A 26,602-nucleotide genomic window follows, 5' to 3' on the forward strand; every position below is an offset into this window, starting at 1 on the left:
GAAGCAGGAGTACGGCGACGTTCGATGCGATCGACATGGCACTGCTGATCCTGATCGGGGTGGCAACGCCCCTGATCTGTTTCGGTGGTATCGGCTTGGCCTACCGCGCACAGGAGCGTAGCTCGGCCATGAAGGCGTCAGGCGGCCGCCGCGCGACGGAACCTGTCGCCGATGACCGAGACGCCGCGAGCACGCGCGCTCGGACCATTGACAACTCGGTCAGTGAGGATCCGACCTCCGGTGCGCATCGGGCCCACGACAGGGTGGGTCATTGATGACGCCGTCGTCATGGCCGCCTTCGCCTTGGGTACAGGAACGGACAGGACCGCGTGCCTGGCAGCCGGCAGCCGATCGGCCTGACGCGTGGGCTGGTCGGGAGCCGCTGTGATGGACGTGCCGGGCTGGGTGTGGAGTCTTACGGTCCTGGGGATCGCCGGGCTACTGGTGTTCGACTTCTTCTTTCATGCCCGTAAGGCCCATGTCCCGACGCTGAGAGAAGCCGCGGTCTGGTCGTCGGTGTACGTGGGACTGGCGCTCGCGTTCGGGGTCGGTGTCCTGATCTTCGGCGGGCCGGGGATGGGTGCGGAGTACTTCGCCGGCTATGTGACCGAGAAGGCGCTGTCGGTCGACAATCTGTTCGTCTTCCTGGTCATCTTCACCAGCTTCCGGGTTCCTCGCGAGGACCAGCAAAAGGCGCTCCTGTTCGGGATCACGTTCTCGCTGGTCGCGCGTACCGGGCTGGTGTTCCTTGGCTCCGTGGCGATCAACGCGTTCTCATGGGTGTTCTACGCCTTCGGTCTGATCCTGCTGATCACCGCCGGCAACATGCTGAAACCGCGCGGTGGCGAGGACGAGTCGGCCGACAACGTCATGGTGCGGGCCGCCAAGAAGCTCGTCCGCACCACCGACAGGTACGACGGCGACCGGCTGTTCACCGTCCATGACGGCAAACGGGTCATGACCCCGATGCTGCTCGTCATGGTCGCGATCGCAGGCACAGACCTGTTGTTCGCCCTGGACTCGATCCCGGCGATCTTCGGTCTGACACAGAACGTGTACCTGGTGTTCACCGCGATCGCGTTCTCGCTGCTCGGCCTGCGCCAGCTGTACTTCCTGATCGACGGCCTGCTGGACCGTCTGATCTACCTCGCCTACGGCCTGGCGGCCATCTTGGCCTTCATCGGCGTCAAGCTGATCCTGCACGCCCTGCACGAGAACAACCTGCCGTTCGTCAACAACGGCGAACCGGTCGACGTGGTCGAGATCGGCACCGGGCTCTCGTTGACCATAATCCTAGCTGTCCTCGTCGTGACTGTCGTCGCCTCGCTGGTCAGCCGCAAGGGCAAGGCGCAGACCGCAATCGCCAACGCTCGCAGACAAGACACGCGGCGGCCTACCTGGACGCCGAGTACACCGCCGATCCGGCCGAACGGGAACGGATCTACCGGCGTCTGCTCGACGAGCGCGACCAGATCATCCGTCTCGGCCCTCAGTACCGGCAGATGGCCCGGAGCGAACAGGACCTGATGAGCCTGGTTGACCGGGCCCGCGCCAGCCACGACGCGGCCGTCGTACGCGGCGAAGCAGCAGCGGACAGCTGGCCGCCGCCACCCGCACCGACAAACTGACGCGCTCGATACGCAGTACATCATCGGAGGAGAGGTGGGGATGGAGAAGATCGTCGTCGGCATCGACGGCAGCGAGACCGCTCAGCAAGCACTCGAGTGGGCGGTGGCCGAGGCCAGGTTGCGCGGCGCCCGTCTGGTCGTCGTGCACACATGGCCGCAACCCACGGCGGCCCTGCTGTCGCCGTACCCCCACTCCTGGCGGACCCGGCCACGCTGGCGGAGAGGCACGACAAACACTGACCGACAGCGTGGCGGCAGCAGACCTCACGGGGCGCCGGCGATTCCGAACAACTGCTCGTCCAGGGTCCCGCCGCACCAGATCTGCTCGCAGCCGCACAGGACAGCTCCCTGCTCGTCGTCGGGTCACGCGGACGGGCTCGGGTCGGTCAGCCAGCAGGTCGCCCACGAGGCCACCATCCCAGTCGTCATCATCCCACCGGCCGCGAATCCGACGGGCGGGCACAGCAGCCGATCGGATGGCTGAGATGGTTGCCTTAGACAAGTGGCAGCTGCCGGTCCAAGAGTTGGTCGAGCTGAGACTCAGGCTGCACGAACACCGCCGTTTCCGTCAGAACCAACTACAGGAGCTCTCGGATCCGTCCAGGCTAAGTCAGCCGCAGGAACGCTGCACCGCGGCGCGGATTGAGGTTCAGGGGCAGCTAACCGCTGCCGCTGCGAAGGTGCTGAGCGACATCGAGGCCGCAATGGTCCGGATGGACACCGGCCGGTATGGCGAGTGCCAGATGTGCGGGGGCCCATCGGCCTGCAGCACCTGCGGATCGTTCCCCACGCTCCCTACTGCGCCCGCTGTCACCGCGCCGAGGAACTCGGAGCCAGCGGCATCTGCGGACGAGTGCGGATGACCGCCCAACGACCGGTCCTTCTCACTGCGGCTCTGGGTGGCGGTTGCCCAGTGCGGCGCTGACCGTGGCCGGTTGCGGGGTCGCGCTCGCCACAGCCAGTCGACAGTGGTTCTACGTTGCGGTGGCGCTGCTCGGCTTCAGCACGCCGGTCATCGGCAACTCTGCGGGAATATCTGTGTGGCTAATTACGCTACACACTCTATAGCGATAAGTGCAGGTGTCTTCCGGTACCTGTGCGGACCGTCGATGTTCGCGGATCACTCTCTAGGGCCGACGCCTTTGGAGCACGAGTAAGGAGATGGGCATGAACGGCGACTACGACTACGACTTCATCGTCATCGGTGCTGGGGCTGCGGGCTCCGTGCTGGCCAACCGGCTGTCAGAAGACCCCAAGAACGAGGTTTTGCTCCTGGAGTACGGCGGTGGGGATACCAACCCCATGCTCTACATTCCAAAGGGATTCTTCTTCACCCTTCGAGGTGACCGGTACACCTACCACTACAAGACCGAGCCCGTGGGACCGACTGGACAGATCGAGGACTGGACTCGCGGGAAGGTGCTGGGCGGTTCGACTGCGGTCAACGGGATGATGTGGACTCGAGGTGCCAAGGCAGACTTCGACGGGTTGGTCGAGCGCGGGAACCCCGGCTGGGGCTGGGACCGTGTGCTGCCGATCTACAAAGCGATGGAGGATCACAACCTCGGGGCCTCAGACATGCGCGGAGCGGGCGGTCCACTGGGCATCTCGGTGGTCGAGAATGACGATGAAGTGGTGTCGGCGATCCTAGGCTCGGCACAGAACTACGGGTGGCAGCAAGTGGACGACGCGAACGCCCACGACACCGAGCGTATCGGCTTCACGCCTTCGACGATCAAGAACGGGGTACGCACCAGCGCCTACAGCGCCTTCGTACGCCCGGTTCGCAGCCGCCGGAACCTGACGATCCAGACCCGCACCCGGGCTGGCTACTTGCTATTCGAAGGCAACCGTATCGTCGGTGTTCGTGCCCGCGAAGGCGGCCAGACGCGTGACTATTCCGCCCGCAAGGAGGTCATCGTCTCCGCCGGAGCCGTGGAGACCCCCTTGCTACTGGAACGGTCCGGGATCGGGCGCGGTGACATCCTGCGCGCAGCCGGGATCGACGTAGTCGTCGAGAGTCCCAACGTGGGTGAACGTGTCATCGAGCAGCGCGGGGTGAGCACCCAGGTGCGGTTGAAGCAAAACATCGGCCCCACTCAGGAGCTCAACACGGTCCCCAAGCAGGCCTGGGAGGGCTTCAAGTACCTGTTCAACCGCAAGGGCCCGATCTCGACCGCCGGCTACGACCTGGTGGTCCAGTTCAAGTCCTCGCCCGAGCTGGATCGTCCCGACATCCATGGGCTCTTCGTCCCGATGGCGCTCGACACGAGCAGCGCCACCATGAAGCTCGCTAAGCACTCCGGAATCATGTTCATGGGTTACCAAACGCGTCCCACCACGACTGGGTCCGTTCACCTGTCCGGCAAGCTCCCCGAGAATGCACCCATCATCAACGCACGCTTCCTCGAGGACGAGGGCGATCGCAAGGCCACCGCCACCATCTTGAACACGGCACGCAGCGTGTTCGGTCAGGGTCCGATTGCTGACTACATTTTGGACGAAGAGTTTCCCGGGCCTGCAATCTCTACTCCAGAGGAAGTGCTGAGGTATTCCCTTGACACTGGCGGGGGCATCTTTCACGCAGTCGGATCAGCGGCCATGGGACCCAACCACGACGATGTGGTTGATTCACGACTTCGGGTCCGCGGAGTCCAGGGCCTACGGATCGCCGACGCTTCGGTTCTGCCCGTCCAGGTCTCCGGCAACACCGCCGCGCCGACGATGGCCGTCGGATGGATCGCCGGAGATTACGTCTTTGATGAAGCGTGACCTTGCTGGTGTGGTGACCCGCCAAAGGGTCACCACACCAAGTGGTTCAAGCGTCGCAAGCCGGATCCAGCCGGCTTTCCTGCCCGTGGCCATCTTGACGATCGATGCTGCGCGCTGGTCGGTTGGCCGCGGTCGGCGACCTCCGCCAATCGATCGCGACCACGCAGGAGCCATCCCGAGGTTCGCGCACCTCTTTGCGCCGCAATCGCGCCGAAAGCCGACGCGATTCGAGCAGCTTCCGCGAAGCCGTGGCTCGACCGGCGAGACCATGCCGGCGTTCGCGACGGTGTGATGATCTGATGACACGCCATCTGGCTGATCCGGTGCGAATTCGACGATCCCATGACGGCGACTGGCGCGAACTTGTCTCTGCGAGGGAGCATTCCCCAACTTCGTTGCGCTCGGTCTGGCCGTCATCCCCGTGACGTCAGGCCGAGTTCAGTCGCGCAGATCTGAGCACAACAGGACTGCGCGTCCTGTGGGTTCTTCTGTGGACGGGCGCCTGGTCGTCTGCTCCGTGACTGCTCCGTGGCGCGTTGACAAGCGGCCATCAGCGTCGAGAAGCGATGAGCATAAAAGTGCAGGTCAGAGGGCAGATCGGGGGTGGGTGGCCGATCTGCCCTCGCTTGTACCGGGAAGATCCTGGACATCTTCGAAGGCACCCAGCAAATCCAGCAGCTGATCGTTGCGCGGAGATTACTTGGGAAGACTTCCGCAGAGCTGAAGTAGCCTCATCGCGCGGTCCTGGCATGCCGGGTCCTGGAGGCCGATGCCGGCACCGAGGGCTGGTGCCGACGCTGCGGGTGTGCAGGACTTCGCCGACCCGCTCAGATCGGTCAACGGCGCACCCGATAGCGCAGGTGAAGCACCCGGTTGCCCTGAATGACCACGTCAGGATCCTCCAACAGGTGCTGCGCGTGGACCGACCCGAAGTAGCGCTTGCCGGACCCGAACACGACGGGTACGACGTCCATGCGCACCTCGTCGACCAGGCCCGCGGCAAGCACCTGGCCACCGACGTCGCCAGCGGCGACCTCGACTATGCGGTCACCCGCAAGCTCCTGCGCCTTGGCCACGGCTGCCTCGACGCCGTCGACGAAGTGAAACGGCGCCTCGGGGTCCCAGCCCTCGGGCTGCGGGCGGTGCGTCACGACGACCACGTGGTCGATCCCGCTCGGAGGCTTCCCGTCCCAGCCGTCCGTCATGTCGAAGACGTGGCGGCCGGCGATTGTGGCCCCGATCTGGTCCCAGTACGGCCGGGTGTAGTCGTAGGACGTCTGCGACACCTTCACCTCGCCGCTCTCGTCCAGCGGGACGTCACCGCTGGTCAACCAGTCGAACAGCGGTCCGGGCTGGTCATTCTCGTCCGCGATGAAGCCGTCCACCGACACCGAGCTGTACATGACCACCTTGCCCACGGGGCTCTCCTCTGCTTTGGGGTGCCCCCAAATTAGCGTGTCGTGAGCTGTCGCTCTTGTAAGAAATCAATCGGCCGGCAGCGGCCAGCCGTCCAGCACGTGGCCGGGATGTTCGCGCAGGAACCGCCGCCGGACTTCGACGTACCGGGTCGGCGTGAGCCCGGTGAACGCACGGAACTCGTGGCCGAAGTGGGCCTGGTCGAAGTAGCCTGCGCTACTGGCGAGGTCGCCCCAGTCGACCGGTCCGGCGGGGTTGATCGCGAACACGGTGGCGGTGAAGCGGTAGGTGCGGGCCAGCCGCTTCGGCGTGACGCCGATGAGCTCCTTGAACCGCTGTTCCAGATGAGTGCTGCTGACACCGGCTGCCACCCTCAGGTCGCCGATCGCCACCGCCCCGCTGGTCGCCGCGATGACGCTGCTTGTATGGCGGACCAGCCCCAGGCCGGCGGTCTCGCAAAGCCGTCGCATCAACTCCTCCTCGAGCAGCGTCAGCATCTCGTGCGGTCCATCCGCCGTGGCCAGCCGGTCTCGCAGCTCAGCAATGGCGGGCCGGCCCCAAACCTGCTCCAGCGTCACCGGCCGGTCACACAGCTCGGCCGCGGGCATCGGCAGGAACGGCGCCGGCCCCCACGGCTTGAAGTGCACGCCGACGGACCGGGTCCGGGGTGGGTAGCCGAACTCGAACGCGCGGGTGGGCGTGGTGACCACGCAGCCATCGGCGTACTCAACCGTCTCGATATCGGTGCCGGCGCGGATGCGGAACGGCGCCCCGAGGTTGACGATGAGGAACGCCGCCGGACTTGCCGGCAGCGTCAGCCGGGCGTACGGCGGCGCACCCTCCAGGTAGTAGAGGTCGTCGATCAGCCCGTCCAGCGGCGGTCGCGGCACTCGGGACACGTACTCCACGCCCACAGCATCGCCGACGCCCCGCCGGTTTGAGAATCGAAACAGGGATGTGACCTTTCAACTGGTAAGGCAGGGGCAAAGTCTCCCGTCTCAGCCGACCTGTTCCCGTTGGTGCTGTTGTCGGTGGGGCGGCAAGGGATCGTCTCTATCACGGCCTACGCTCGGGGCGACATCACTCCATCGACTCCAGAATGCGGTCGAGTGTCCGGCGCCCCATTCTGCTCATCGTCGGATTACTCTCGACGTAGTACCAGACAACACCCATCGCCTGTTCGAACGCCCATGCCTTGCCGCGCTCCCACTCCAGATCGTCACAGACCAGTGTCCGCCGGAGCACTTCCCGCGGGCCTGGCTGCAGCAGGTGCCAGGCACTGACCAGATCGAGCGCGGGGTCGGCCGGGCCGAAGCCGCCGGTGTCGAGTACGCCGCTGAGCCGGTCTCCTTCGACCAGTACATTGCCGGGAATCAAGTCACCATGGCTCATCACGTCGGCACCCGTGCGTGGCAACTCCCGAAAGTGGCTCCACACCTGGCGCAGCCGGGGCACGTCGAGCAGCCCCTTACTCTCCTCGAAGCACTTCGCCATCCAATCGTCGTGGTGAGCGAGAACGCCGCCACGACTTTCGCCGCTGAAAAGCCGCCCCCGCGTCTCGGCGTCCCGCAGGGCTGCGATGAAGGCCGCAAGGTCCTCGGCAAACGCGTCCGACCCACTCGGGTCGGCATCAAAGGCAACCGTTCCCGGCAGCCATGTCTGGACCGACCACGGCATGGGGTAATCCGCTCCAGGCTTTCCCAAGGCGACGGGTTCTGGGGCGGGGAACCGAGATACCTGTGCCAGCTCCGCGCTCGCCTGGGCTTCCTGTTCCAGAACCGCCAGCGCCTCGGCAGCATCGGTCAGACGCAGTGGGAAACGCGCAGAGAGGTCGTTCCCGATGCGGAAGATGGCGTTGACCGTCCCGGTCGACGGTACGAGTTGGATCGCCTTGCCGCTCCACTGAGGGAACTGGTCTTGGATCAAGGTCGCAACGATTTCGGTGGTCACGTCCACTTGGTCATCGTGCATGGTGATTCTCGCAGACCTTTCCACTAGTCCAATTCGAAACGCCGGAAGCAGACGAGATCAACTGAGACGACAGCCAGTATTCATACGCCAGGGTCCAGATCAACTGAGATTCTCGGCCGCTTGAACGCCTCTCAAAGACGGGTAGTTCAGCCGCGGGCGCCACAAGTTACCGGCGAAGGAAAGATGATGATGGTCTGCGTGTAGGAGACGGACGGCGCAGACCCGCGGGCGGTTCCACGGCCCGCGCCGCGTGATCCAGGGCTCGAGCCAGTGCCGACCGCATGCGCGTCGCCCACGCCGTCCGGCGAGCCCGCCTCACATCGCGAACGACTGGCGCATCCGGCCGCGCGCTGTTCACGTCTTGGCTCACCAACCCGATGGCGATCAGCATCGCCGCGTCAAAGTGCCCATGCATCGTCGTTGCCCTCCGTCCTTTGACTCTCGATCAGTGGAGACCAGTTGGATCCGGCTTGGATGGTGCGTACTGGAGGCCTCCGTTACCGTTAACGTGACCGTTAACGGGACAGAGTCTGGTCTACGCGACGGACTTCGTCAACAGGATTCCGGGACCTGGTCACCGGAGTGATTGACTGGCGCACATCGCCCGACAGTTGCAGGAATGAGCGGAGAGCATGGCCGATCGACGCAAGGATGCAACGGACCGCCGAACAGGTGGGACGCCTGCGGTCACCCGCGTGACGCTGCGGGACGTGGCAAAGATCGCCGGCGTCTCCCACCAGACCGTCTCCCGCGCGATCAACGGCAAGGGGGAGATCGACCCGCAGACCCAGCGTCGCGTGCTGGAGGTCGCACGGGAGCTGCGCTACCGGCCGAGCAGGTTCGGCCGAGGCCTGGCCCGGCCGGACGTCACGAGTGTCGGTGTCATCGTTCCCGACGTGGTCAATCCCTTCTTCCCGGAGTTCATCGCGGGAGTGATCAAAGCCGCGGACAGCCGCGAGTGGCAGGTGGTTGTGGCCAGTACCGAGAATGACCCCTCCCGGGAACCGGCCCTCGTCCGCTCGCTCGGCCAGCAGGTCGACGCGATTGTCGGCTACCTCAGCTATCCCGACGAAGACCTCGACCCGTACGTCGGCGGGGTGCCGCTTGTCATCGTCGACCGCGGACTCGACTCCTCGACATACGGATTGGTCCAGGTGGACACCGCGACCGGAATCCGGGCCGCGGTCCGACATCTCATCGACCGGGGACACCGCAGGATCGCCATGATCGACTGCGATTCGGTGTGCGACCCGGCCGCACGGCGCCGCATCTTCCACGACCTGGCCGGCGAGCATGACCTACCGGTCGACGACAGCTTGATCGTCGTCGGCGACCAGTCCATTGCCGGCGGTGACGCAGCCTTCGTCCGGATGCGCGAGGCAAACCCGGACGCCACCGCAGTGCTCGCCTTCAATGACCTGGTGGCGATCGGCGCGCTCCAGGCGGCTCGCCGCATCGGCGTGCGAGTTCCCGACGATTGTGCGCTCGTCGGCTACGACGGGCTGACCATCGGAGAGCTCATCGATCCGCCGCTGACCACCGTCCATCTCGACAAGCGACGGCTTGGCGAACTCGCCATCGGCCAGGTCGACCGACTCCTGTCCGACGAACTGCCGCCGCCTTCAGTCCTGACACCTCACCTGATCGTGCGCCGCACGACCTGACGACCCCGGCGCCTTCTCCGCAGCAGTCCTGCAGGAGGTGAAACAGCTGACCGATCACCGCGCTGGTGCAGCGCCCTATCTGCCCGGGCGCCGCGCGGGCGCTGCAACCTGGTCAAACACTTCCCGTGCGGTCGAGGAAGTCTCAGTCGATTTGGTCGGTGAGCCAGGCGTCGAGGTGTTGGCGTAGTTCGGCGGGGCGGGAGAGCGGGACGTAGTGGTGGCTGCCTGGGATTGCCCGTGGGGTGTGGGTTCTTGACGGGATAGGTGCTTGCGGCGGTGGCGTGTTCGGGGTTGGCGTAGCTGGACAGTAGGGGTTGTTCGAGCTGAGCCAGGGTGGCAGGCTGAGCGGTGCGGTCGTTGCCTGGCTGAAGAACGCTCAGACGAATCGCAAACGGGAGAGGGCATGAGTGGGAGCGCATTGCTGAAATTGCCCTACGACCAGCGGCGGATCATCGTCGTGACAGACAAGTTGCCCGCCGCAACTGTCTCAACGAGGTCTCCTTGGCTAGAGGTCGTGAAATCGTCGTTCTTCGCCGGTTTGGGTGGTGTAGCCGGTGTTGCGGTCCAGCTCATCGTGGAGGCGCGGCGGAAGATGCAGGAGGCCGGTGAAGAGCTTGTGCCCGTATCTTGGTCGGATGCGGAGGCACTGCGATTCCCAGTAGGACACCCTCGCAAGAATGTTGTGTATATCGGCCACCCGATCGATCCACCTGCCTACATTCCTGTTGCCGACTTCCATCGGTTCCTGTTCGAGCACAAAGTCGCCGAGGCGCAGAGGCTGATTCGCTCCCTCGGTGCGCTGACCGTGGATGTCATACGGGTCGAGGGATGGGACCAGAGCTCGGGACTCGACCTCGGGCTTTCCGTTCCCACCCTGCCGGGCGCTCCGAGTGTCGAGGTAGGCGTGTCCGCGGGCCGCAAGATGAGTACCGGGCGGACCGTTCTGGCCACGATGAAGCTGAAGCCGACCCGGTCCCCGTACATTCCTGATGGACTTGTGTGGCTTCCACATGAGCCGCTGTGGCAAGAGGTCGCCCAAGCGCGCTTGGAGTCCGGTTTGGACTCATTCGTTATCGACGTGCGCTCAACGGACGACTACGGCGTGAACGCTGAACTCAAAGCACTCGTTGCCAAGACAGGCCTGGAGGCTGGCGGCGCGTTCGTCGAGCATCGTGACACGATCTGGCGCCTGCAGGGGACCTTTGCGTCGGTGCCGTCGACCTTCGCACAGTAGTGGCGCAGCGCATGTAGCCCACTCTTGCAATTGCTTTCGGGTGGGCGGCCTCGGCCCAGCCGGCCTGGCGGGCGGAAGCATGTTGACATGGCGCACACTGCGGCGTTGACTCAATGGTGGGGGCGGGGATTTAGAGCCATCGGATCGGGCCGTTCTGCAACGGTGGGGGAGGACATCATTGCGGACATCGCCTCCGCTCGGCTCGATTGACGTCGACGGGGGAAGCGCGATGCTGCCGCGAACCAGGCCGATACTCATGCCGGCCATTCTGATAATGGTCATGGGAATGGTCGTCCTCAACGGGTGCGGCGGCCAGTCGAAAGCTGCCACCACTTTTGGATCCAAATGGGTGGCCGGAGCGAAGGGTCTCAATGCGCCGGCTCGAGACTTCTCCCAGATCAGCGACGACGCACTGCGAAGCCGTGTCGCCGCGAACGTCAACAGAAAGATCTCCGAAGCGCCGGCGGAGCCGCAACTCAAGAAGATGACACCGGAGGTCCGAAACCAGGTCCAGACGGAACTGGCGCGGTTGCGGGCGATCGACGCCTTCAACGATCAGGTCACCAGCTTGCTCGCCAGTCTGGACGAACGGCGGATGAGCATCGCCGCAGCCGCTCGAACAGTCGCCGATGGAGCGGTGCGCCGCGGAAGCCGGCTCATTGACGATGCCCAGGTCCTCGTCCGGAACAACGCCTCCGACATATTGCAGGATGCCGGTTGTGAACTCGCCTGGAGCTACATGACGGACGAGGAGCAGACGCAGACCAACGCCGCAGTCAAGCAAGGGACAGTCCTACCGACGTACGGCGCCTACCTGACCGACTTTCTCGGCAAGAGCGGCAAAGCTCTCGCGGATGCCGTGGCGAGCGCGGGAAGGAGTGCCTATCTCAAGACGTACAACGATCCCGAAATTGTGGACTGGATCAATTACGGTACCGGCCTGGCAGAAAAGGCCGAGGAACTCACGAACGACAAGGCGACAATCCTGACAGGCCCCGACGGCGCCACCTACACTCGGGCACTGTTCTATTTCGCTCGAATCTGTCTGCGCCTCCCTTCATGACCCCACGACCCCGACTCTTGCGCTGGGGAACCACGCCCGCGGGAAGAACCTGGGCGCATCGCCCCATCGCGGCACGGAGGCTCGCTGTCGGCGGCTTGGTAGGGTGCCCAGGTTGTACCGCTTGGAGCGGTTCGGCGAGGCTCAAGGGAGAGGGGCAAGGCGAGCTATGCAAGCGGCCGAGGCCCAGCGTGCGGTGGCTGCGGCCAGGTCGATCGCCTCATCACTCGAACTGCCGGTCGACGACGCGATCGTTCTCAATGACTCGAACAAGCTCACTCTGCGTCTGCTGCCTTGTGACGTCCTGGCCCGGGTGGCACCTGTGGCCCAGCAGGTCGCACTGTTCGAAATTGAGCTCGCTCGACGCCTCGCCGAATCCGGGAGCCCGGTGGCTGCTCTTGAGCCTCGAGTGGACCCGCGTGTCTATGAGCGTGATGGCTTCGTGGTCACGCTGTGGACGTACTACGAACCCGTGACAACTGAAGCGGTCTCGCCAGCCGACTACGCCGATGCGCTCGAGCGGCTGCATGCCGGCACGCGCAAGCTCGATGTCCCGACGCCGCACTTCACAGATCGAGTTGAGAGTGCCCGACAACTCGTGGCAAGCCGCGACCGCACCCCAGCGCTCGCCGACGCGGACCGGGAGCTTCTCGGTAACACGCTACGACGTCTGAGTCGAGCGATCGCCGAGCGCCGCCCCGCCGAGCAGTTGCTGCACGGCGAGCCGCATCCGGGCAACGTGCTCAACACCAAGGACGGGCTGCTGTTCATTGATCTTGAGACGGGTTGCCGTGGGCCGGTCGAATTCGACCTCGCCCATGCGCCCGAAGAGGTCAGCGAGCACTATCCAGGTGTCGATCAAGACCTGCTCCGCGACTGCCGGATCCTGGTGCTGGCGATGATCACGACGTGGCGCTGGGACCGAGGCGACCAACTCCCCAACGGGCGCCAACTGGGCACAGAATGGCTAGACCAGATCCGAGCGGCGCTCGATCGCAAGGCGGACACCCACAGCTGATCCCGGGACGCCGACCCCTGACCCTCGCCGTGATTTCCGACACGAACGATTTCCGATTTGCCGGTTTCAACCCGGTGGCCGAGGGTACGTTGGCGGCGGAGAAAGACGGAGGACTGGAAAAGACTCGGGGACTGAACTGGGAGGGAACCCTTGTCAACGCAGTATCCGTCGGCTACAGCTGCCGACGACCGGCAGTCCATGCTGCCCGCTGATGGGCCGCCCGTTTCGTTCGAGGAGCTGCCTTCTCGAGACGGATAGCGAAGCCCGATGGATGCATACGCCCTGCAGCGCAGCTGGGACCAGGTGACGAAGCATGGAGAACAGGTAGCTCTGTACTTCTACTCGCATCTGTTCGTGTCCCATCCCGAGGTGCGATCGATGTTCCCGCTCGCCATGTCGAACCAGCGGGACAAGTTCGTCAGCGCACTCGGCCGGATCGTCAGCCACGCCGACCAGATCGAGAACGATGCGGCCTTCCTGCAACACCTCGGCCGCGACCACCGCAAGTACGCCGTCGTTGCGGAGCACTACAACGCGGTCGGCGCCTCGCTGTGCGCAACCTTGAAGCACTTCCTGGGGTCCGAGTGGGACGAGGACCTCGCCATGCAGTGGACGGCGGCTTACCAGGTGGTCGCGCGGATCATGGTCGAGGCCGCGGAGATGTCCTCGGAGTCCAGCCCTGACTGGTGGGACGCCGATGTGGTCTCGGTCGAGCGGCGGACCATGGACCTCACCCTGCTGACGGTCCGGCCCAGGCGCGCGTTCCAGTTCCTCCCCGGCCAGTCGGTGTCCATGGAGATCCCGCAACGCCCCCGGCTGTGGCGGTACTTCAGCCCGGCCAACGCCCCGCGCCGGGACGGCTCGATCGACCTGCACGTGCAACAGATCGACGGCGGTCAGGTGAGCCCGACGGTGGTGCGGTCCCTGAAGGTCGGCGACACCGTGAAGCTGGGGGCGCCGGTCGGCGAGCGGCTGACCCGGCGGGAGGGCGACGCGAGGGACCTGCTGATGGTCGCCGGGGGAACCGGTCTGGCCCCGCTCCTCGCGGTCCTCGAGCAGATCGACCTCGAGTGGCAACGGTCGCGTACCGCCCCCGGGGTCCATCTGCTCCACGGGGTCCGGATGGCCTGGCACCTCTACGACCGCCCCCGGCTGCGAGAACTGGCCCAGAAGCGGCCATGGTTCGACTACACGGAGGTCGTGTCGGACGACCCGTCCTATCCCGGGACGCGCGGGAAGGTCGGCACGGTCGCGGCCCGGCAGGTGCTGGACGGGCGTACGGCGATGGTGTGCGGCGGCCCGCAGATGGTCGCGCACACGCTGGAGCGGCTGGCCGCCGCCGGCATGCAGCCCGAGCACATCAAGTACGAGAACTTCTACTACGTAGCCGCGGACGCTCACACGGCCCAGCCGGCGCTGACCAGGTCAGGAGACAAGAAGTGACGAACAACAACCACCGCCGCGACTCTCCGCACTACCGGACTCCCGAATCGATCCGGGACGAGACGTTCCAGCGTCGGATGCTGGGCCTCGAAGCGGACAAGGTGTATGAGTACCTCGACCTTCTGGCTGACCAGGTGCAGACCATGGAGACAGAGCTCAGTGAGAGCCGGGCCCAGAACGAACGACTCCAGGCGGAACTGCGGCGCGTGCAGGCGGAGCTGGACGACTACGAGCAGATCGGCGACCGCGTGAACGAACAGGTCGTCCAGCTGTTCAGCCAAGCCCAGCTCGTGGCCGAGGAGATGGTCCAGGACGTCAGCCGAGACGCCCGCGAGCGCATCGGCCAGGCGCGCGCACACGAGCGACGGATTGTCGAGGAGGCCATGGGCACGGCTGGGCAGCAGGTTCGTTCGTACGCACGGTCGGCCCAGGCGCAGATGCAGTCGATCATGGAGTCGTTCGCCACCGAGGTCGACCGGCTCGGGAGCACGCCGCTGTCCGGCCAGTCGGGTTCCGCGGCGCCCGACCAGATCGACCCGTTGTTCGACGAACTGAGCGACCGGCAACTCCGCTACCGGAACGGGAGCGGTCCGGAGTCTCCGGGCTTGGACTGACCGGTGCGAACTCTTCTGAGACCCGCTCGGGCAGAGGACGACAGAGCGGGGGCCCTCGCGCGGCTGTCGGGCAGGCGGATGACCTGTCGTAGCCGCGGCTCTCGCCGTCCCTCCCCGAGGGAGTGACATGAAGACGCGACACCAAGAAGGCTGCCCTGCCCACACCGTCCCGGCCGACCCGCCGGCGACCCAGGATCGCCGGCTTCTGACCGTCCCGCTCGCAGTCGCCGGGCTGGCCGTGCCCGGTGCCGCCGTCGGCCTGCTCGAACTTGGTTGGAACGCGCCGACCAGCCGCCCGACCGTCGTAGCGATCGTCCTGAGCCTGGCGATCCTCTTCCTGGGCGTTCGGATCTGCGTCCGCCAACTCGCGGCGGTCCACGCCGAAGAACATGTGCTCCTTGTCCAAGACTGGCGACGGGGCAAGGCGCGACGGACCGTCCGTCCGGGGTCACCAGGTCCCGGGAGAGTTCGGGCGAGGGCGACGCCCGGACCCCTGGTGAGCCGGCCTGACCACGAGCGAAGCCCCGGGAGCGCCGACATCGAGATGGTTCGGGCCGCCGCCGAGGAGTTCCTCGAGCTCTTTCATGCTGAGAACCCGCAGGCGGGGCCGATGGGGCCGCGGGTTGCCGCGGTGATGCGCGAGATCGACATGACCGGGACCTACTGGCACACCGCCGAGGAGCTGACCTTCGGCGCCCGCGTGGCCTGGCGCAACAACGCACGGTGCATCGGCCGGCTGTACTGGCGCAGCCTGCAGGTGCGCGACCTGAGGACTGTCTCCGACGCCGGCGCTGTCGCCGGGCACTGCTTCGAGCACCTGCGCGAGGCTCACAACGGCGGGAAGCTCCGCCCGATGATCAGCGTGTTCGCTCCCGAGACCCCGCTCCGGCCTGCCCCCAGGATCTGGAACGAGCAACTCATCCGGTACGCCGGGTACGAGCAGCCGGACGGGCGTGTCCTCGGAGACCCCCGCTACCGAACTTTCACCAGCGAACTGATCCGGCGCGGGTGGCGGCCGCCCGAACTCCCGGGACCTTTCGACGTGCTCCCGCTCGTCGTGGAGACCGTCGAGGAGGGACCGCGGATGTTCCAGCTCCCCGGACAAGCGGTACACGAGGTCCCGCTCGAGCACCCCGAGCTGGCCTGGTTCGCCGACTTGGGCATGCGGTGGCACGCGGTCCCGGTGATCAGCAACAACCGGCTGGACATCGGCGGTGTCTCCTACCCGGCTGCACCCTTCAACGGATGGTACATGGGCACGGAGATCGGGGCCCGCAACCTGGGCGACAGCGACCGCTACGCCCTGGTCCCGGAGGTTGCGGCACGGATGGGGTTGGACACCTCGGACGAGGCGACCCTGTGGCGGGACCAGGCCTTGGTCGAGATCAACCGTGCGGTACTGCACTCGTTCCGTGTGAACGGGGTGACCATCACCGACCACCACACCGAGTCCCGCAGGTTCCTCATCCACCTGGAGAGGGAGGAGCGGGCAGGTCGCCGTTGCCCTGCCGACTGGAGCTGGATCGTGCCGCCGATGTCCGGCTCGCAGACCCCGGTCTTCCACCGCTATTACGACGTCGAGCACCGAGTGCCGAACTTCTTCGCCGACGACGACGCCACCCGCAGGGCGCTCGAGGGCGGTCCGCCCGCCTTCCGCTGATACACCGAGGCGGGCGTGGAACGACAAGGTGGTGTGCCCCTCGAGGAACCGGCTCGACTCCTGTTGAGGGTTTCTCAGCTCACCTCCAACCGTGCTCGAGATCCGACCTTTGGCCTGTGCGGGCCGACTCGGCTTAGCCGCACGCGCGTCTAGGCTTCTGGTTCATGAGACTGACCGACCAGATTTGGCTCGTCGGCAGCGGTGCGGGCGGGTTCTCCATGACGCAAGCCCGCGACTGTCACGTCTACCTGGTGGTCGACGGGGGCGACGCCGTGCTCATCGACGCGGGCGCCGGTGTGGACGTGGATCCGATCCTCAGGCAGATCGATCGCTGTGGTGTGCCGCGATCGCCCGTCGGCCGCATCGTCCTGACACACGCACATGCCGACCATTCGGGCGGAGCCGCGGCGCTTTCCAAGGCGCTCAACGCGCGGGTCATGGCCTCACCGGAGGTTGCGTCGTACTTGCGCGATGGTGACGAGCGGGCGGCGAGTTTCGACCGGATGAAGGGTCCAGGTGGCTACCCCGACGAGTACAGTTTCCGCGCGTGCTCCGTGGACGCGGAGCTGACAGACGGCCAACGCCTTACCGTCGGTGCTCTGGAGCTCGAGGTGCTCTCCACCCCAGGCCACAGCAGCGGTCACCTGTCCTACGCATTGCACCGGCCCGGTGGTGTCGACTTGTTCAGCGGCGACGCAGCCTTCGCCAATGGACGGGTCCTGCTCCAAGACATCTGGGATTGCTCGATCGCTGACTCAACCCGCACTGTTCGGCGGCTTGCCGAGCTGAAGCCCGATGGGTTGTTCCCGGGTCATGGCACCGTCGCGATCACCCTGGGCCGGCATCACCTCTATTCGGCCATGGAAGAGATCTCGGCAGGTCTCCCACCGCGGCAACTCACGTTCTAGCCGGCACCGACCGGAGCCAGTCAGAGACCCCGTGTGATTGACACTTCAGAGCAGCAGGGGTCTACTGCGAACGGGGGTGGGTGAGATGACCGGACTTGTGCGAGAGATTCGGTTTTACGACGGCGGGTCATCGAATGGTGTTGAACCACCGAACAGGCTCGTCGGACCCGAGATCAAGCTGAAGCGATTCATTGCGCCGAAGGTCACGTGGTGGACTCGGCTGCTCCGGTTGAGCCGCGAGACAGAGACATTCCTGTTGGAACGCAGGATCGGATACGAGGCACGGTCGGCGGACGGGTCAGCGCTGCGGATCCTGGTGCCGAGTGACGACGACTTCGGCCGTGACCCAGTCGCTCGGTTCCGGTCGGACCTGACCTCCGTTCCGAACGTCTTCACCTGGCTGATCCCGCGCACCGGCCAGCACCTGCCCGCCGCGATCGTCCACGATGGGCTGATCTATGACCCCGGTGAGCCGGCGTCGTACTCCGCCACCAAGGTGTGGCCTGATGGCCACTCCGAGAGTGTCGACGTGTCGCGGATCGAGGCGGACCGGATCTTTCGCGATGCGATGTTCGACCTCGGCGTGAGCTGGGTTCGGCGCTGGCTGATGTGGTCCGCGGTCAGCCTCGCGACCGTTGCCTCCGGTGCCAGCGATGTCGCTCCCTCGGGGCAGACGGCCGGCCGCGCGGCGGTACTCGGGGAACGCTCGCAGGCAGACACGCTGCGCAATCTCTATTATCGGGTGGTCGTTTTCGGAACCCTCGCCTTGATCACCGCTATCGGATTGCTCGCCTTCGTCGACATCTTCGACTGGTGGAACGTTCTTCCGTGGATGGGTGCAGCGGACACCGGCCGGGAACTCTTGCTCGGCGGCCTTTTCGCGTTCTTGATTCCCACCGGGTTGTCCTTCTTCTGGTGGAAACTCTGGCCCGCGGGCATCATCGTCGGGGTCTCGCTCGCGGTCTTCATTTATCCGACGCTGCTCCTGCTCGCCCTCACCGCCGGATTCGCGGTCCTCGACTACGCGACCCGGAACCGCACCACGCCGGTGCTCCCGGCCACCGCAGTACATGGCCCTGCGGAGCAACTCCACTGAGGCTGTTCCGGTGCGATCGCCTCCCGATCGGCCGGCCAGGACTGGACCTGACCACCTGATTTCGTGCAATCATCGATTGATGGACGTTGCGTCGATCAACGAGTTGACTACCGACCTGCTTGCCAAGGCAGCGGCTGCCGAGAGCGGGCGCAGTTCGGTGACGGTCTACAGCAGGCCCGGTGCCCGCCTCCGGCAAACGCTGATGGCACTGGCCGCGGATCGGGTGATGGGCGAGCACAAGAGCCCGGGGGACGCCTCACTGCTCTGCCTGCAGGGCCGCGTCCTGGTGCATGCCGGTGACGCGGAGGTCGAGCTCGGTCCGGGTGGCATGGTCGCGGTACCGCCCCAACGTCACGACGTCGAAGCCCTGGAACCGTCCGTCCTCCTACTGACTGTCGCCTTGCACTGACGTACGTCGGCACTTCCGCAAGGGGCTGAGCAGCTCAGTTGGGCTGGTGATGATCGCCAGCGTGGGTTGGTACTGCCGTTCTGTCAGTTGTGGATGGGGGTGGCGCGGCAGTGGTGGGTGCTGAGGAGTTTGCGGCGGCGGGGGGATGGTGGGCAGAAGAAGAGGGCGAGGGCGGTGGTGAGGGCTGCTGCTAGGAGGGTTGTGGGGTAGCCGGTTCGGTGGATTGTCAGGCCGGCGGCGGTAGGGCCGGCGATTGTGCCGATGGTGAGGGCGGTGTTGATCGCGGCGAGTCCGGCGGAAGGGCGCGCGGCGAAGACGTCGGCGCTCCAGATGCCTTGGGTCGCGACGACCGCGCTGTAGGCGGCGCCGAACAGGGCTGCGGCCAGCAGGACCAGCACGAGCTGCCGGGATCCGACGGCTATCAGCGCCAAGGCGGCGGTGAGCAGTGCGCAGGCGCCGAGGTAGCTGTTCCGCAGACCGATGCGGTTGACTGCCGATCCGCTCAACGAGGCGGCGATGCTGGCGACACCACAGAGCGCGTAGGCGGTCCTCGCCTGGCCGGCTGTCAGGCCGGATGCACGCAGCGCCTCGACGCTGAACGTCCACCACACCGCGCTCCCGGCACCGACCAGTACTGACGACAGCAGCAGCGGCCGTGACCTCGGGCAGACGAACCAGGTCCAACTCAACTGCGGGAGATTTGAGCGGCCCGTGGTTTGACCTCGTCGCGGTGCGCACAGGGTCGCGAGGATCCCCGCGCAGACGGCCAGCCCGACGAAGACCAGCCAGGCGAACCGCCAGTCGTCACCGAAGCCGATCGCGACCGGCCCGGCCACCGCGACACCCCACCCGGTCCCCGAGCTGATCGTCGACCAGGCCAGCGCACGCCGTGCCGGGGAGACCTGGTGGGCGACGATGTCGGCGTACGGCGGAAACGCAAGGCCGGCCGCCGCGCCCGCGACGAACACGCCGGCCGCGGCACCGGCCGACGTACCGGCCGTCGCGACAACCGCCATCCCGCCTGCCGCGAGCACCGCGGCGAGTCCGATCGGCCAGCGCGGTCCCAGCCGGGCGGTCATCCAGACGACGGCCGTGTTGGCGACCAGGTAGGACGCGTACGCCGATGACGCGATCAGCCCGGCCGCATGAGAGCTGATCCCGAGCTCCGACTGCATCTCGGGCAGCAGCAACCCGTACCCGTACCGCGCAAAGCCGAAGGTCACCGCGATCATCGCCACACCGGGCAGCACCGACCGCACGAGCGCCGGCGTGTCCACACTCACATCAGGCTCACGCATCGTCCTGCGCTGGTACCCACATCACCGAATCTGATTCAGCGCGTGTCAGTACTCCTCTGGAACGGCAGGCCTGGCGCCGAGGGGTGGAGGGGACTCAAGACGCCAGGCCCGCCGGTCTGGGGGTGGGAGACGGCGCCAGCAGGTACCACGCGGCGCTGTCCGGGGGGAGTTTGTCGCCCGCCTCTTGGTGACTGGCGAGCAGTAGTTCGCCATCGACCGGTACGGCGACCACTCGGGCTGAGCAGTTGACGACACAGCAGAAGCCGTCGCCACGGGTGAAGGCAAGCACGCCGGGTTCGGTGGGCAGCCAGCTGAAGTTGCTCGAGGCAAGTGCCGGCACCCGTCGGCGCAACGCGAGCGCTTCGCGGTACAGGTGCAGCATCGACTCGCCGGAGCTCAGTTGCCGGTCCACTGCGTGGTCGGCGAACCAGTCCGGCTGCGGAAGCCACGCATCACCGGCCGAGAACCCGAAGGCGTGCCGCCCCTCGGCCCACGGCAGCGGGACCCGGCAACCGTCCCGGCCACGCCGTACGCCGTTGCTGCGATGGAACATGGGGTCGACCAAAACCTCCGATGGGAGATCGGTGACCTCGGGCAGGCCGAGTTCCTCGCCTTGATAGAGGTACGACGCACCCGGCAGCGCGAGCATCAGCAAGGCACTCGCCCGCGCCCGACTGGCGCCGAGATCGACGTCTCCGGCCTCCATACCCGGAGCACCACCGGCGTACCGGGTGACCGATCGAGGCATGTCGTGGTTGTTCAGCACCCACGCGACCGAGGAGCCGCAGTCGTGAATCGTCCCCAGTCCTCGATCCACGACGTCGTACAAGACCTGGTCGTTCCACTCGGCGCGCAGGAACTCGAAGTAGAAGGTCTGGTGCAGTTCGTCCGGTCGCTGGTAGAGGGCGAGCTGCTCCGCGTCCAGTACGCCGACCTCGCCGATCAGCACGCGTTCGCGGCCCGTCATGACGCTGTAGCCCTCGGCGATTCGCCGCCAGCGGCGCCACACCTCGTGCACCTCGGGCTGGTTCCAGGCGTGCGGGTTGAGCGGGTCCCCGGTGAGCTCGTCGTCCATCGCGTACTCGTGGTCGGGCAAGCCTTCGGCCTTGTGCAGGCCGTGCGCCACGTCGATCCGGACGCCGTCCACGCCGCGCTCGAGCCAGAAACGCAGTACCTGCTCGAAGTAGGCCGTGACGTCCGGGTGCCGCCAGTTGAAGTCGGCCTGCTCCGGCGCGAAACCGTGCAGGTACCACTGGCCGTCTGGGACTCGCTGCCAGGCGGACCCGCCGAAGATGGACCGCCAGTTGTTCGGCGGCTCGTCGCCCTGACCGTCGGCGAAGTGGAACCGGGCCCGCTCCGGGCTGCCGGGGCCGGCCGCGAGGGCCGCGGCGAACCAGGGATGCGCGGTCGAGCAGTGGTTCGGGACGATGTCGATCAGGACCTTGAGGTCGAGGCGATGGGCGTCGTGGACGAGGCGGTCGAAGCTCTCGAGCGTTCCGTAGTCCGGGTCCACCGCGAGGTAGTCGGAGACGTCGTACCCGTGATCGTGCTGCGGCGAGGGGTAGAACGGGTTGAGCCAGAGGCCGTCCACCCCGAGGCTGCGCAGATACGGCAGCTTCTCGCGTACCCCGGCCAGATCACCGACCCCATCGCCGTCGGCGTCATGGAAACTGCGCACGTACACCTGATAGATGACCGCGTGGCGCCACCAGTCGGCTCCCTGCTGGGTGCGTCCGGTGGTGAACATCGCAATCGGTCCCTTGCTGCGGGGGGGTTCGTGATCCTGCAGCTACCATCCCGCGGTGGGAGCGCTCACGTCTGCACCGTCAGCGCCCAGACCGACTACCTGCTAGCCGGAAGTCCGGCGTCTCGCTGACGGGGAGTCAACGGGTCTCGAGGTAGGTGATCACGGCAAGTACCCGCCGGTGGTCGTCCCCGGTCTCGGGCAGGGCCAGCTTGGCCAGAATGTGGCGGACATGCTTCTCCACCGTCGCCTCGGTGACCCACAGGCGCCGGGCGATACCGGCGTTCGACCGTCCCTCGGCCATCAGTGCGAGTACTTCGCGCTCGCGCGGGCTGAGCTCGGCCAGCGGATCGTTGTGCCTGCGGGCGCTCACGAGCTCCTGCACCAGAGCCGGGTCCATCACCGAGCCACCTCGGACGATCCGGCCGAGCGTCTCGATGAAGTCGCCCACATCCGTCACCCGGCTCTTCAGCAGGTAGCCGATCCGCTGGCCGGACGCCAGCAGCTCCATCGCGTGCTCGACCTCCGCGTGAGCTGACAGCACGAGGATGCCGGTCCCCGGAAACTCGCGGCGAATCTCGCGGGCGGCGTCGAGGCCTTCGGTGCTGTTCGTCGGCGGCATCCGGATGTCCACGACCACCAGGTCAGGCGTCAGCTCACGCACCAGCGGGAGGATCCACGCGCTGTCACCGGTCTGCCCGACGACCTCGAACCCGGACCGCTGGAGCAGGCTGGCCAGTCCCTCGCGCAGGAGTACGTCGTCCTCGGCCAGCACGACACGGGTGCGAGCCGCACCGCCGTCTGTGGACGAGTCGATCGTCATCCTTCCAAGGTAGCGTCGAGAATCCGCCGGATGGCGGCTGCCGACAACTCCGATTTGGACAGGTACGCCGCGACCGGGGCACTTCCGACCAACTCCGCGACGTCTTCCTCGGCATGCGTCGAGATCAGGATCACCTTCGTCCGGTCCAGGCTCGTCTCGCGCTGGAGCCGCCGGGCGAGGTCGAAGCCGCTCTCGTCGCCGAGATCCACATCGACGAGTACGACGTCCGGCTCGGCGTCCGCCACCTCTCGCAAGGCCTGCCCGATCGTGGAGGCGACACCGACCACGGAGACCCCGTCGCGTTCGAGCAGGGTCTGGGCAGCCTCGAGGAAGTGAGTGCTGTCGTCAACGATGAAGCAGCGCAACGCCATGGCACCAGGATCACGCGGGCGGTGACCCCGCGCATTCCGGCTAACCCGACCTTTCTGACTACGCAGAGTGGCGGTCACAGCCTCCACGAGTTTGTTCACCGCAGGCCCTGACGCCCGCGGCATCTAATCCTCACGAGCCGCGGCCGGTCCAGGGGGTGCTCGAGCAGGTGTGAGCTACCGGCGGAGGTCGAGGCGCATCAGGATCCGTGGGTGGCCGGCCAGGACCGAGGTGGTGTCGGCGGCCTTGGTGAAGCCGGCTCGCTCGAAGTTCTTGCGGATCCCGGCGTACGCCATCGTCAGGTCGACCTTGGCGTCGCCGTTGTCCAGCGGGTACGCCTCGACCGCCGGCGCGCCGTGGTCGCGGGCGAACTCGACGGCACCGGCGATCAGGGCGTGCGAGATGCCCTGCTTGCGGTGACCCGGGCGGACGCGGACGCACCACAGCGACCAGACCGGCAGATCATCGAGCTGCGGGATCTTGCGGTTGCGGGCGAAGGAGGTCTCCGAGCGTGGTGCGACCGCGGCCCAGCCGACCGGCTCGTCGCCGTCATAGGCGAGGATGCCGGGCGCGGGCTCGGCGCGGCACAGCTCGGCGACGTACTCACCGCGCGCCGGGCCGCGCAGCTCGTTGTTGAGTTTGGACGGGATCCGGTAGCTCAGACACCAGCAGACGTTCGAGTTGGGCGACTTCGGGCCGAGCACGGCCCGAACATCCTCGAACACCGACGCCGGACGAACCTCGATGGTCATGCCACCACCATGTCAGACACGGATAGGGCCGAAAGGCGCGGGTGTCAGGCGTCTGAGCGGAGGGTTCTCGTGCAAGCGGCGGCGGCATCGAGGGATCTCTCGTCGGCCCAGGACCACCTGGGCTGAGGGGTCGCCGTACCTGCGTGTCCAGCATCGGACATGGCCGCGACGCTGTCGTCGTACCTGGCTTAGATTTGTTGCTCATGGCCATGTTCGACCTTTCCCTGGACAAGCTCCGTGAGTACCGGCCCGAGGTGGCCGCGCCCGCCGACCTTGCCGACTTCTGGCGCCGTTCCCTCGAGAAGGCGCGTACCGACGACCTGTCCGCCACCTTCACCCCGATCGACAACAAGCTCAGCGTCATCGACACCTACGACGTGACATTCGCGGGCTTCGGCGGTGCACCGATCAAGGGCTGGCTGCACGTGCCGGCCGGTGCGACCGGGCCGCTGCCGACCGTCGTGCAGTACTTCGGCTACTCCGGTGGCCGCGGCTTCCCGCACACCGGGAACCTGTGGGCGCAGGCCGGCTACGCCCACTTCCAGATGGACACCCGCGGCCAGGGCTACAGCGGCGGGAACCCGGGCGCCACGCCCGACGACACCGCGTACGCCGGTCTCAACCACGCGCCGGGCTTCATGACCGCCGGCATCACCGATCCGGAGACCTACTACTACCGCCGGGTGTACGTCGACGCCGTCCGGGCTCTCGAGGCCGCGCGGACGTCGGAGTTCGTCGACCCGGACCGGATCATCGTCACGGGCGGCAGCCAGGGCGGCGGTATCTCGATCGCGGCGGCCGGGCTGGCGGGCCTGGCCGGGATCAAGCTGGTCGGCTGCGCCCCCGACGTACCGTTCCTGTGCCACTTCGAGCGGGCGGTGCAGATCACCGACAAGGACCCGTACGGCGAGATCACCCGGTACCTGAAGGGTTTCCGGGACCAGGTCGAGACGGCGTACCGGACCTTGAGCTACTTCGACGGGGTCAACCTGGGCCGCCTGGCCACCGCGCCGACGCTGTTCTCGGTGGCGCTGATGGACGCCGTCTGCCCGCCGTCTACGGTCTTCGCCGCCTACAACGCGTACGGCACCGCGTCGGGCGCCGAGGTCGCCAAGGACATCAAGGTCTACTCCCACAACGAGCACGAGGGCGGTCAGACCTACCAGCAGGACGCCCAGCTCGACTGGTTCGCGAGCGTCTTCGGTACGGCGTCCTGACCGGCTGAAAAAAGTCATCGCTCGACCGATGAGTTCTGACCGGCGCTGTCGTTTCACCTGACAACAGCGTCGGTCAGACTGTGACCGACCCGAACCTTGGGAGGCCGCAATGGACTACAAACTCGAACTCGTCGTCGTGCCGGTGTCGGACGTGGACCGGGCGAAGAAGTTCTACACCGAGCAACTCGGCTTCCGGGAGGACGTCGACCACAGCGCCGGTGAGTCCTTCCGGGTGGTGCAGCTGACGCCGCCGGGTTCGGCCTGCTCGATCACGATCGGAACCGGCCTGACCACGGCGGCGCCCGGCACGTACCAGGCCACGCACCTGGTCGTGACCGACATCCAGGCCGCCCGGGCCGAGCTGGTCGAGCGCGGTGTCGAGGTGAGCGATCCGTTCCACTTCACCGCCGAAGGACAGCAGCCGGGCCTGGACCCGAACCGGGCCGACTACGGCACGTTCGCGACCTTCCAGGACCCGGACGGCAACGGCTGGATCCTCCAGGAGGTCCGCAACACCAACCCCGACCGCCTGTGAGGAGGCTGGAGGAGGCGGCGTTCGCGGGGGACGAGGGCGCGTTCGCCGAGCTTGCCGGGCGGCACCGGCGGGAGCTGCACGTGCACTGTTACCGGATGCTGGCGTCCTTCGACGATGCGGAGGACGCAGTCCAGGAGACGCTGCTGCGGGCCTGGCGCGGCCGGGACGGGTACGACGGCCGGACGTTCTTCCGGGCGTGGCTCTACCGGATCGCGACCAACGTCTGCCTGGACACGGCCCGGCGGCACGCCAGGCGGCAGGCCGCGTCACCGGGGGAGATGGTGTGGCTGCAGCCGTACCCGGACCGGTTGCTGGACGAGATCGCGCCGGCCACCGACCAGCCCGACGCGGTGATCGTGGATCGGGAGACCATCGAGCTTGCCTTCCTGGTCGCGATGCAGTCGCTGCCACCGCGGCAGCGGGCAGCCCTGATCGCACGAGACGTGCTCGGCTGGTCGGCCAACGACACGGCCGAGCTGCTCGAGACGAGCGTCGCGGCGGCGAACAGTGCGCTGCAGCGCGCCCGGACGACGATGCAGCAGCGCTTGCCGGCTCGGCGTACCGACTGGAGTGCGCCGCGGCCGACCGCCGAGGAGCGGGAGCTGCTGGATCGGTTCATCGACGCGCACGAGCGGTGCGACGCGGCCGGGGCGATCGCGATCGCGGCCGAGGACATCCGGATCTCGATGCCGCCGGACCAGCTCTCCTTCGCCGGGCTCGACGGGCTGCGGCCGCTGCTGGAGCGGGCGTTCGGGCCGGACCGGGAGGGCGACTGGCGGCTGGTGCCGACCTCGGCCAACCGGCTGCCGGCCGCGGCCAGCTACCTGCGCCGCCCGGGCGACACGGTGTTCCGCGCCTTCAAGCTCGACGTACTGCGGATCGACGACGGTGCGATCGCGGAAATCACGACTTTCGGCTACTCGCGGTTCCCGGCGTTCGGGCTTCCCGCGCAGCTCTGACTAGTCTGGAGA

Annotated in this window: 24 protein-coding genes; 16 read left to right on the plus strand and 8 right to left on the minus strand. The window is 66.6% G+C overall.

Features of this window, described 5'->3' with window-relative positions:
* Nucleotides 1-387 precede the first annotated feature (387 nt).
* The 3 genes from AB0F43_RS30515 to AB0F43_RS30525 all read left to right on the plus strand — a co-directional run bounded on the left by AB0F43_RS30515 (nucleotide 388) and on the right by AB0F43_RS30525 (nucleotide 4,400).
* Entirely contained in the window at nucleotides 388-1,527 is a 1,140-nt protein-coding gene (locus AB0F43_RS30515) for a TerC family protein (RefSeq protein WP_360484731.1), read from the plus strand.
* A 141-nt stretch (nucleotides 1,528-1,668) separates the two neighbouring features.
* Entirely contained in the window at nucleotides 1,669-2,112 is a 444-nt protein-coding gene (locus AB0F43_RS30520; protein WP_360484487.1) for a universal stress protein, read from the plus strand.
* Between the two features lie 683 nt (nucleotides 2,113-2,795).
* A complete protein-coding gene (locus AB0F43_RS30525) occupies nucleotides 2,796-4,400 on the plus strand; it encodes a GMC family oxidoreductase N-terminal domain-containing protein (protein WP_360484490.1) in 1,605 nt (534 codons plus the stop codon).
* 836 nt (nucleotides 4,401-5,236) lie between these two features.
* On the opposite strand, the gene AB0F43_RS30530 is transcribed toward AB0F43_RS30525, so the two are convergent.
* The 3 genes from AB0F43_RS30530 to AB0F43_RS30540 all read right to left on the minus strand — a co-directional run bounded on the left by AB0F43_RS30530 (nucleotide 5,237) and on the right by AB0F43_RS30540 (nucleotide 7,772).
* The gene (locus AB0F43_RS30530) at nucleotides 5,237-5,818 is read right to left on the minus strand and encodes a dihydrofolate reductase family protein (RefSeq protein ID WP_360484493.1); all 582 of its coding nucleotides are present in this window, start codon (nucleotides 5,816-5,818) and stop codon (nucleotides 5,237-5,239) included.
* Between the two features lie 66 nt (nucleotides 5,819-5,884).
* Complete coding sequence (locus AB0F43_RS30535; protein WP_360484496.1) at nucleotides 5,885-6,724, minus strand: helix-turn-helix domain-containing protein; 840 nt, start codon at nucleotides 6,722-6,724, stop codon at nucleotides 5,885-5,887.
* A 172-nt stretch (nucleotides 6,725-6,896) separates the two neighbouring features.
* Entirely contained in the window at nucleotides 6,897-7,772 is an 876-nt protein-coding gene (locus tag AB0F43_RS30540; RefSeq protein WP_360484499.1) for an aminoglycoside phosphotransferase family protein, read from the minus strand.
* A gap of 647 nt (nucleotides 7,773-8,419) precedes the next feature.
* Here AB0F43_RS30540 and AB0F43_RS30545 point away from each other — a divergent pair.
* The 10 genes from AB0F43_RS30545 to AB0F43_RS30590 all read left to right on the plus strand — a co-directional run bounded on the left by AB0F43_RS30545 (nucleotide 8,420) and on the right by AB0F43_RS30590 (nucleotide 18,893).
* Complete coding sequence (locus AB0F43_RS30545; protein ID WP_360484502.1) at nucleotides 8,420-9,451, plus strand: LacI family DNA-binding transcriptional regulator; 1,032 nt, start codon at nucleotides 8,420-8,422, stop codon at nucleotides 9,449-9,451.
* A gap of 403 nt (nucleotides 9,452-9,854) precedes the next feature.
* Nucleotides 9,855-10,685: a hypothetical protein gene (locus tag AB0F43_RS30550; RefSeq protein ID WP_360484505.1), complete on the plus strand. Its 831-nt coding sequence runs from the start codon at nucleotides 9,855-9,857 to the stop codon at nucleotides 10,683-10,685.
* 256 nt (nucleotides 10,686-10,941) lie between these two features.
* Nucleotides 10,942-11,748 (plus strand): hypothetical protein, encoded by an 807-nt coding sequence (locus AB0F43_RS30555; RefSeq protein WP_360484507.1) that lies wholly within the window; start codon nucleotides 10,942-10,944, stop codon nucleotides 11,746-11,748.
* Between the two features lie 166 nt (nucleotides 11,749-11,914).
* A complete protein-coding gene (locus AB0F43_RS30560; RefSeq protein WP_360484510.1) occupies nucleotides 11,915-12,763 on the plus strand; it encodes an aminoglycoside phosphotransferase family protein in 849 nt (282 codons plus the stop codon).
* A 267-nt stretch (nucleotides 12,764-13,030) separates the two neighbouring features.
* On the plus strand, nucleotides 13,031-14,206 hold the full coding sequence (locus tag AB0F43_RS30565) for a globin domain-containing protein (protein WP_360484512.1): 1,176 nt from the start codon (nucleotides 13,031-13,033) through the stop codon (nucleotides 14,204-14,206).
* Complete coding sequence (locus AB0F43_RS30570; RefSeq protein ID WP_360484515.1) at nucleotides 14,203-14,820, plus strand: DivIVA domain-containing protein; 618 nt, start codon at nucleotides 14,203-14,205, stop codon at nucleotides 14,818-14,820. The genes AB0F43_RS30565 and AB0F43_RS30570 overlap by 4 nt, the downstream gene beginning before the upstream one ends.
* A 127-nt stretch (nucleotides 14,821-14,947) precedes the next feature.
* Nucleotides 14,948-16,480 carry a nitric oxide synthase oxygenase gene (locus tag AB0F43_RS30575; protein ID WP_360484518.1) on the plus strand — a complete coding sequence of 511 codons (1,533 nt, stop codon included), beginning with the start codon at nucleotides 14,948-14,950 and terminating at the stop codon, nucleotides 16,478-16,480.
* 164 nt (nucleotides 16,481-16,644) lie between these two features.
* Nucleotides 16,645-17,388: an MBL fold metallo-hydrolase gene (locus AB0F43_RS30580; protein WP_360484521.1), complete on the plus strand. Its 744-nt coding sequence runs from the start codon at nucleotides 16,645-16,647 to the stop codon at nucleotides 17,386-17,388.
* A 256-nt stretch (nucleotides 17,389-17,644) separates the two neighbouring features.
* The gene (locus AB0F43_RS30585; RefSeq protein WP_360484524.1) at nucleotides 17,645-18,484 is read left to right on the plus strand and encodes a DUF1353 domain-containing protein; all 840 of its coding nucleotides are present in this window, start codon (nucleotides 17,645-17,647) and stop codon (nucleotides 18,482-18,484) included.
* Between the two features lie 79 nt (nucleotides 18,485-18,563).
* Nucleotides 18,564-18,893, plus strand: coding sequence for a cupin domain-containing protein (locus tag AB0F43_RS30590; protein WP_360484527.1), 330 nt, complete (start codon nucleotides 18,564-18,566; stop codon nucleotides 18,891-18,893).
* A gap of 83 nt (nucleotides 18,894-18,976) precedes the next feature.
* On the opposite strand, the gene AB0F43_RS30595 is transcribed toward AB0F43_RS30590, so the two are convergent.
* The 5 genes from AB0F43_RS30595 to AB0F43_RS30615 form a co-directional block, all read right to left on the minus strand.
* Nucleotides 18,977-20,191 carry an MFS transporter gene (locus AB0F43_RS30595; protein WP_360484530.1) on the minus strand — a complete coding sequence of 405 codons (1,215 nt, stop codon included), beginning with the start codon at nucleotides 20,189-20,191 and terminating at the stop codon, nucleotides 18,977-18,979.
* A 94-nt stretch (nucleotides 20,192-20,285) separates the two neighbouring features.
* The gene (locus AB0F43_RS30600) at nucleotides 20,286-21,938 is read right to left on the minus strand and encodes a glycoside hydrolase family 13 protein (RefSeq protein ID WP_360484533.1); all 1,653 of its coding nucleotides are present in this window, start codon (nucleotides 21,936-21,938) and stop codon (nucleotides 20,286-20,288) included.
* Nucleotides 21,939-22,074: 136 nt separating this feature from the next.
* Nucleotides 22,075-22,758 (minus strand): response regulator transcription factor, encoded by a 684-nt coding sequence (locus AB0F43_RS30605; RefSeq protein WP_360484536.1) that lies wholly within the window; start codon nucleotides 22,756-22,758, stop codon nucleotides 22,075-22,077.
* Nucleotides 22,755-23,129, minus strand: coding sequence for a response regulator transcription factor (locus tag AB0F43_RS30610; protein WP_360484539.1), 375 nt, complete (start codon nucleotides 23,127-23,129; stop codon nucleotides 22,755-22,757). The genes AB0F43_RS30605 and AB0F43_RS30610 overlap by 4 nt, the downstream gene beginning before the upstream one ends.
* Nucleotides 23,130-23,303: 174 nt before the next feature.
* Nucleotides 23,304-23,879 (minus strand): GNAT family N-acetyltransferase, encoded by a 576-nt coding sequence (locus tag AB0F43_RS30615; protein ID WP_360484541.1) that lies wholly within the window; start codon nucleotides 23,877-23,879, stop codon nucleotides 23,304-23,306.
* A gap of 209 nt (nucleotides 23,880-24,088) precedes the next feature.
* Between AB0F43_RS30615 and AB0F43_RS30620 the strand changes: the two genes are divergently transcribed.
* The 3 genes from AB0F43_RS30620 (at nucleotide 24,089) to AB0F43_RS30630 (ending at nucleotide 26,590) form a co-directional block, all read left to right on the plus strand.
* Nucleotides 24,089-25,096 carry an acetylxylan esterase gene (locus AB0F43_RS30620; protein WP_360484544.1) on the plus strand — a complete coding sequence of 336 codons (1,008 nt, stop codon included), beginning with the start codon at nucleotides 24,089-24,091 and terminating at the stop codon, nucleotides 25,094-25,096.
* Nucleotides 25,097-25,205: 109 nt separating this feature from the next.
* Nucleotides 25,206-25,631 carry a VOC family protein gene (locus AB0F43_RS30625; RefSeq protein ID WP_360484547.1) on the plus strand — a complete coding sequence of 142 codons (426 nt, stop codon included), beginning with the start codon at nucleotides 25,206-25,208 and terminating at the stop codon, nucleotides 25,629-25,631.
* Nucleotides 25,628-26,590, plus strand: coding sequence for an RNA polymerase subunit sigma-70 (locus AB0F43_RS30630; protein ID WP_360484550.1), 963 nt, complete (start codon nucleotides 25,628-25,630; stop codon nucleotides 26,588-26,590). Before AB0F43_RS30625 ends, AB0F43_RS30630 begins: the two co-directional genes overlap by 4 nt.
* Nucleotides 26,591-26,602 lie beyond the last annotated feature (12 nt).

The organism is Kribbella sp. NPDC023972 (assembly GCF_040639075.1).
Taxonomy (GTDB): Bacteria; Actinomycetota; Actinomycetes; order Propionibacteriales; family Kribbellaceae; genus Kribbella.

What these genes read in the sequence shown, in the direction of transcription:
- AB0F43_RS30580 (WP_360484521.1), top strand. Translation starts at nt 16,645, where the DNA reads ATGAGACTGACCGACCAGATTTGGCTCGTCGGCAGCGGTGCGGGCGGG.
- AB0F43_RS30625 (WP_360484547.1), top strand. Translation starts at nt 25,206, where the DNA reads ATGGACTACAAACTCGAACTCGTCGTCGTGCCGGTGTCGGACGTGGAC.
- AB0F43_RS30605 (WP_360484536.1), bottom strand. Translation starts at nt 22,758, where the DNA reads ATGACGATCGACTCGTCCACAGACGGCGGTGCGGCTCGCACCCGTGTC.
- AB0F43_RS30555 (WP_360484507.1), top strand. Translation starts at nt 10,942, where the DNA reads ATGCCGGCCATTCTGATAATGGTCATGGGAATGGTCGTCCTCAACGGG.
- AB0F43_RS30565 (WP_360484512.1), top strand. Translation starts at nt 13,031, where the DNA reads ATGGATGCATACGCCCTGCAGCGCAGCTGGGACCAGGTGACGAAGCAT.
- AB0F43_RS30550 (WP_360484505.1), top strand. Translation starts at nt 9,855, where the DNA reads ATGAGTGGGAGCGCATTGCTGAAATTGCCCTACGACCAGCGGCGGATC.
- AB0F43_RS30545 (WP_360484502.1), top strand. Translation starts at nt 8,420, where the DNA reads ATGGCCGATCGACGCAAGGATGCAACGGACCGCCGAACAGGTGGGACG.
- AB0F43_RS30515 (WP_360484731.1), top strand. Translation starts at nt 388, where the DNA reads ATGGACGTGCCGGGCTGGGTGTGGAGTCTTACGGTCCTGGGGATCGCC.
- AB0F43_RS30590 (WP_360484527.1), top strand. Translation starts at nt 18,564, where the DNA reads ATGGACGTTGCGTCGATCAACGAGTTGACTACCGACCTGCTTGCCAAG.
- AB0F43_RS30610 (WP_360484539.1), bottom strand. Translation starts at nt 23,129, where the DNA reads ATGGCGTTGCGCTGCTTCATCGTTGACGACAGCACTCACTTCCTCGAG.
- AB0F43_RS30615 (WP_360484541.1), bottom strand. Translation starts at nt 23,879, where the DNA reads ATGACCATCGAGGTTCGTCCGGCGTCGGTGTTCGAGGATGTTCGGGCC.
- AB0F43_RS30620 (WP_360484544.1), top strand. Translation starts at nt 24,089, where the DNA reads ATGTTCGACCTTTCCCTGGACAAGCTCCGTGAGTACCGGCCCGAGGTG.
- AB0F43_RS30525 (WP_360484490.1), top strand. Translation starts at nt 2,796, where the DNA reads ATGAACGGCGACTACGACTACGACTTCATCGTCATCGGTGCTGGGGCT.
- AB0F43_RS30560 (WP_360484510.1), top strand. Translation starts at nt 11,915, where the DNA reads ATGCAAGCGGCCGAGGCCCAGCGTGCGGTGGCTGCGGCCAGGTCGATC.
- AB0F43_RS30595 (WP_360484530.1), bottom strand. Translation starts at nt 20,191, where the DNA reads ATGCGTGAGCCTGATGTGAGTGTGGACACGCCGGCGCTCGTGCGGTCG.
- AB0F43_RS30520 (WP_360484487.1), top strand. Translation starts at nt 1,669, where the DNA reads ATGGAGAAGATCGTCGTCGGCATCGACGGCAGCGAGACCGCTCAGCAA.
- AB0F43_RS30600 (WP_360484533.1), bottom strand. Translation starts at nt 21,938, where the DNA reads ATGTTCACCACCGGACGCACCCAGCAGGGAGCCGACTGGTGGCGCCAC.
- AB0F43_RS30575 (WP_360484518.1), top strand. Translation starts at nt 14,948, where the DNA reads ATGAAGACGCGACACCAAGAAGGCTGCCCTGCCCACACCGTCCCGGCC.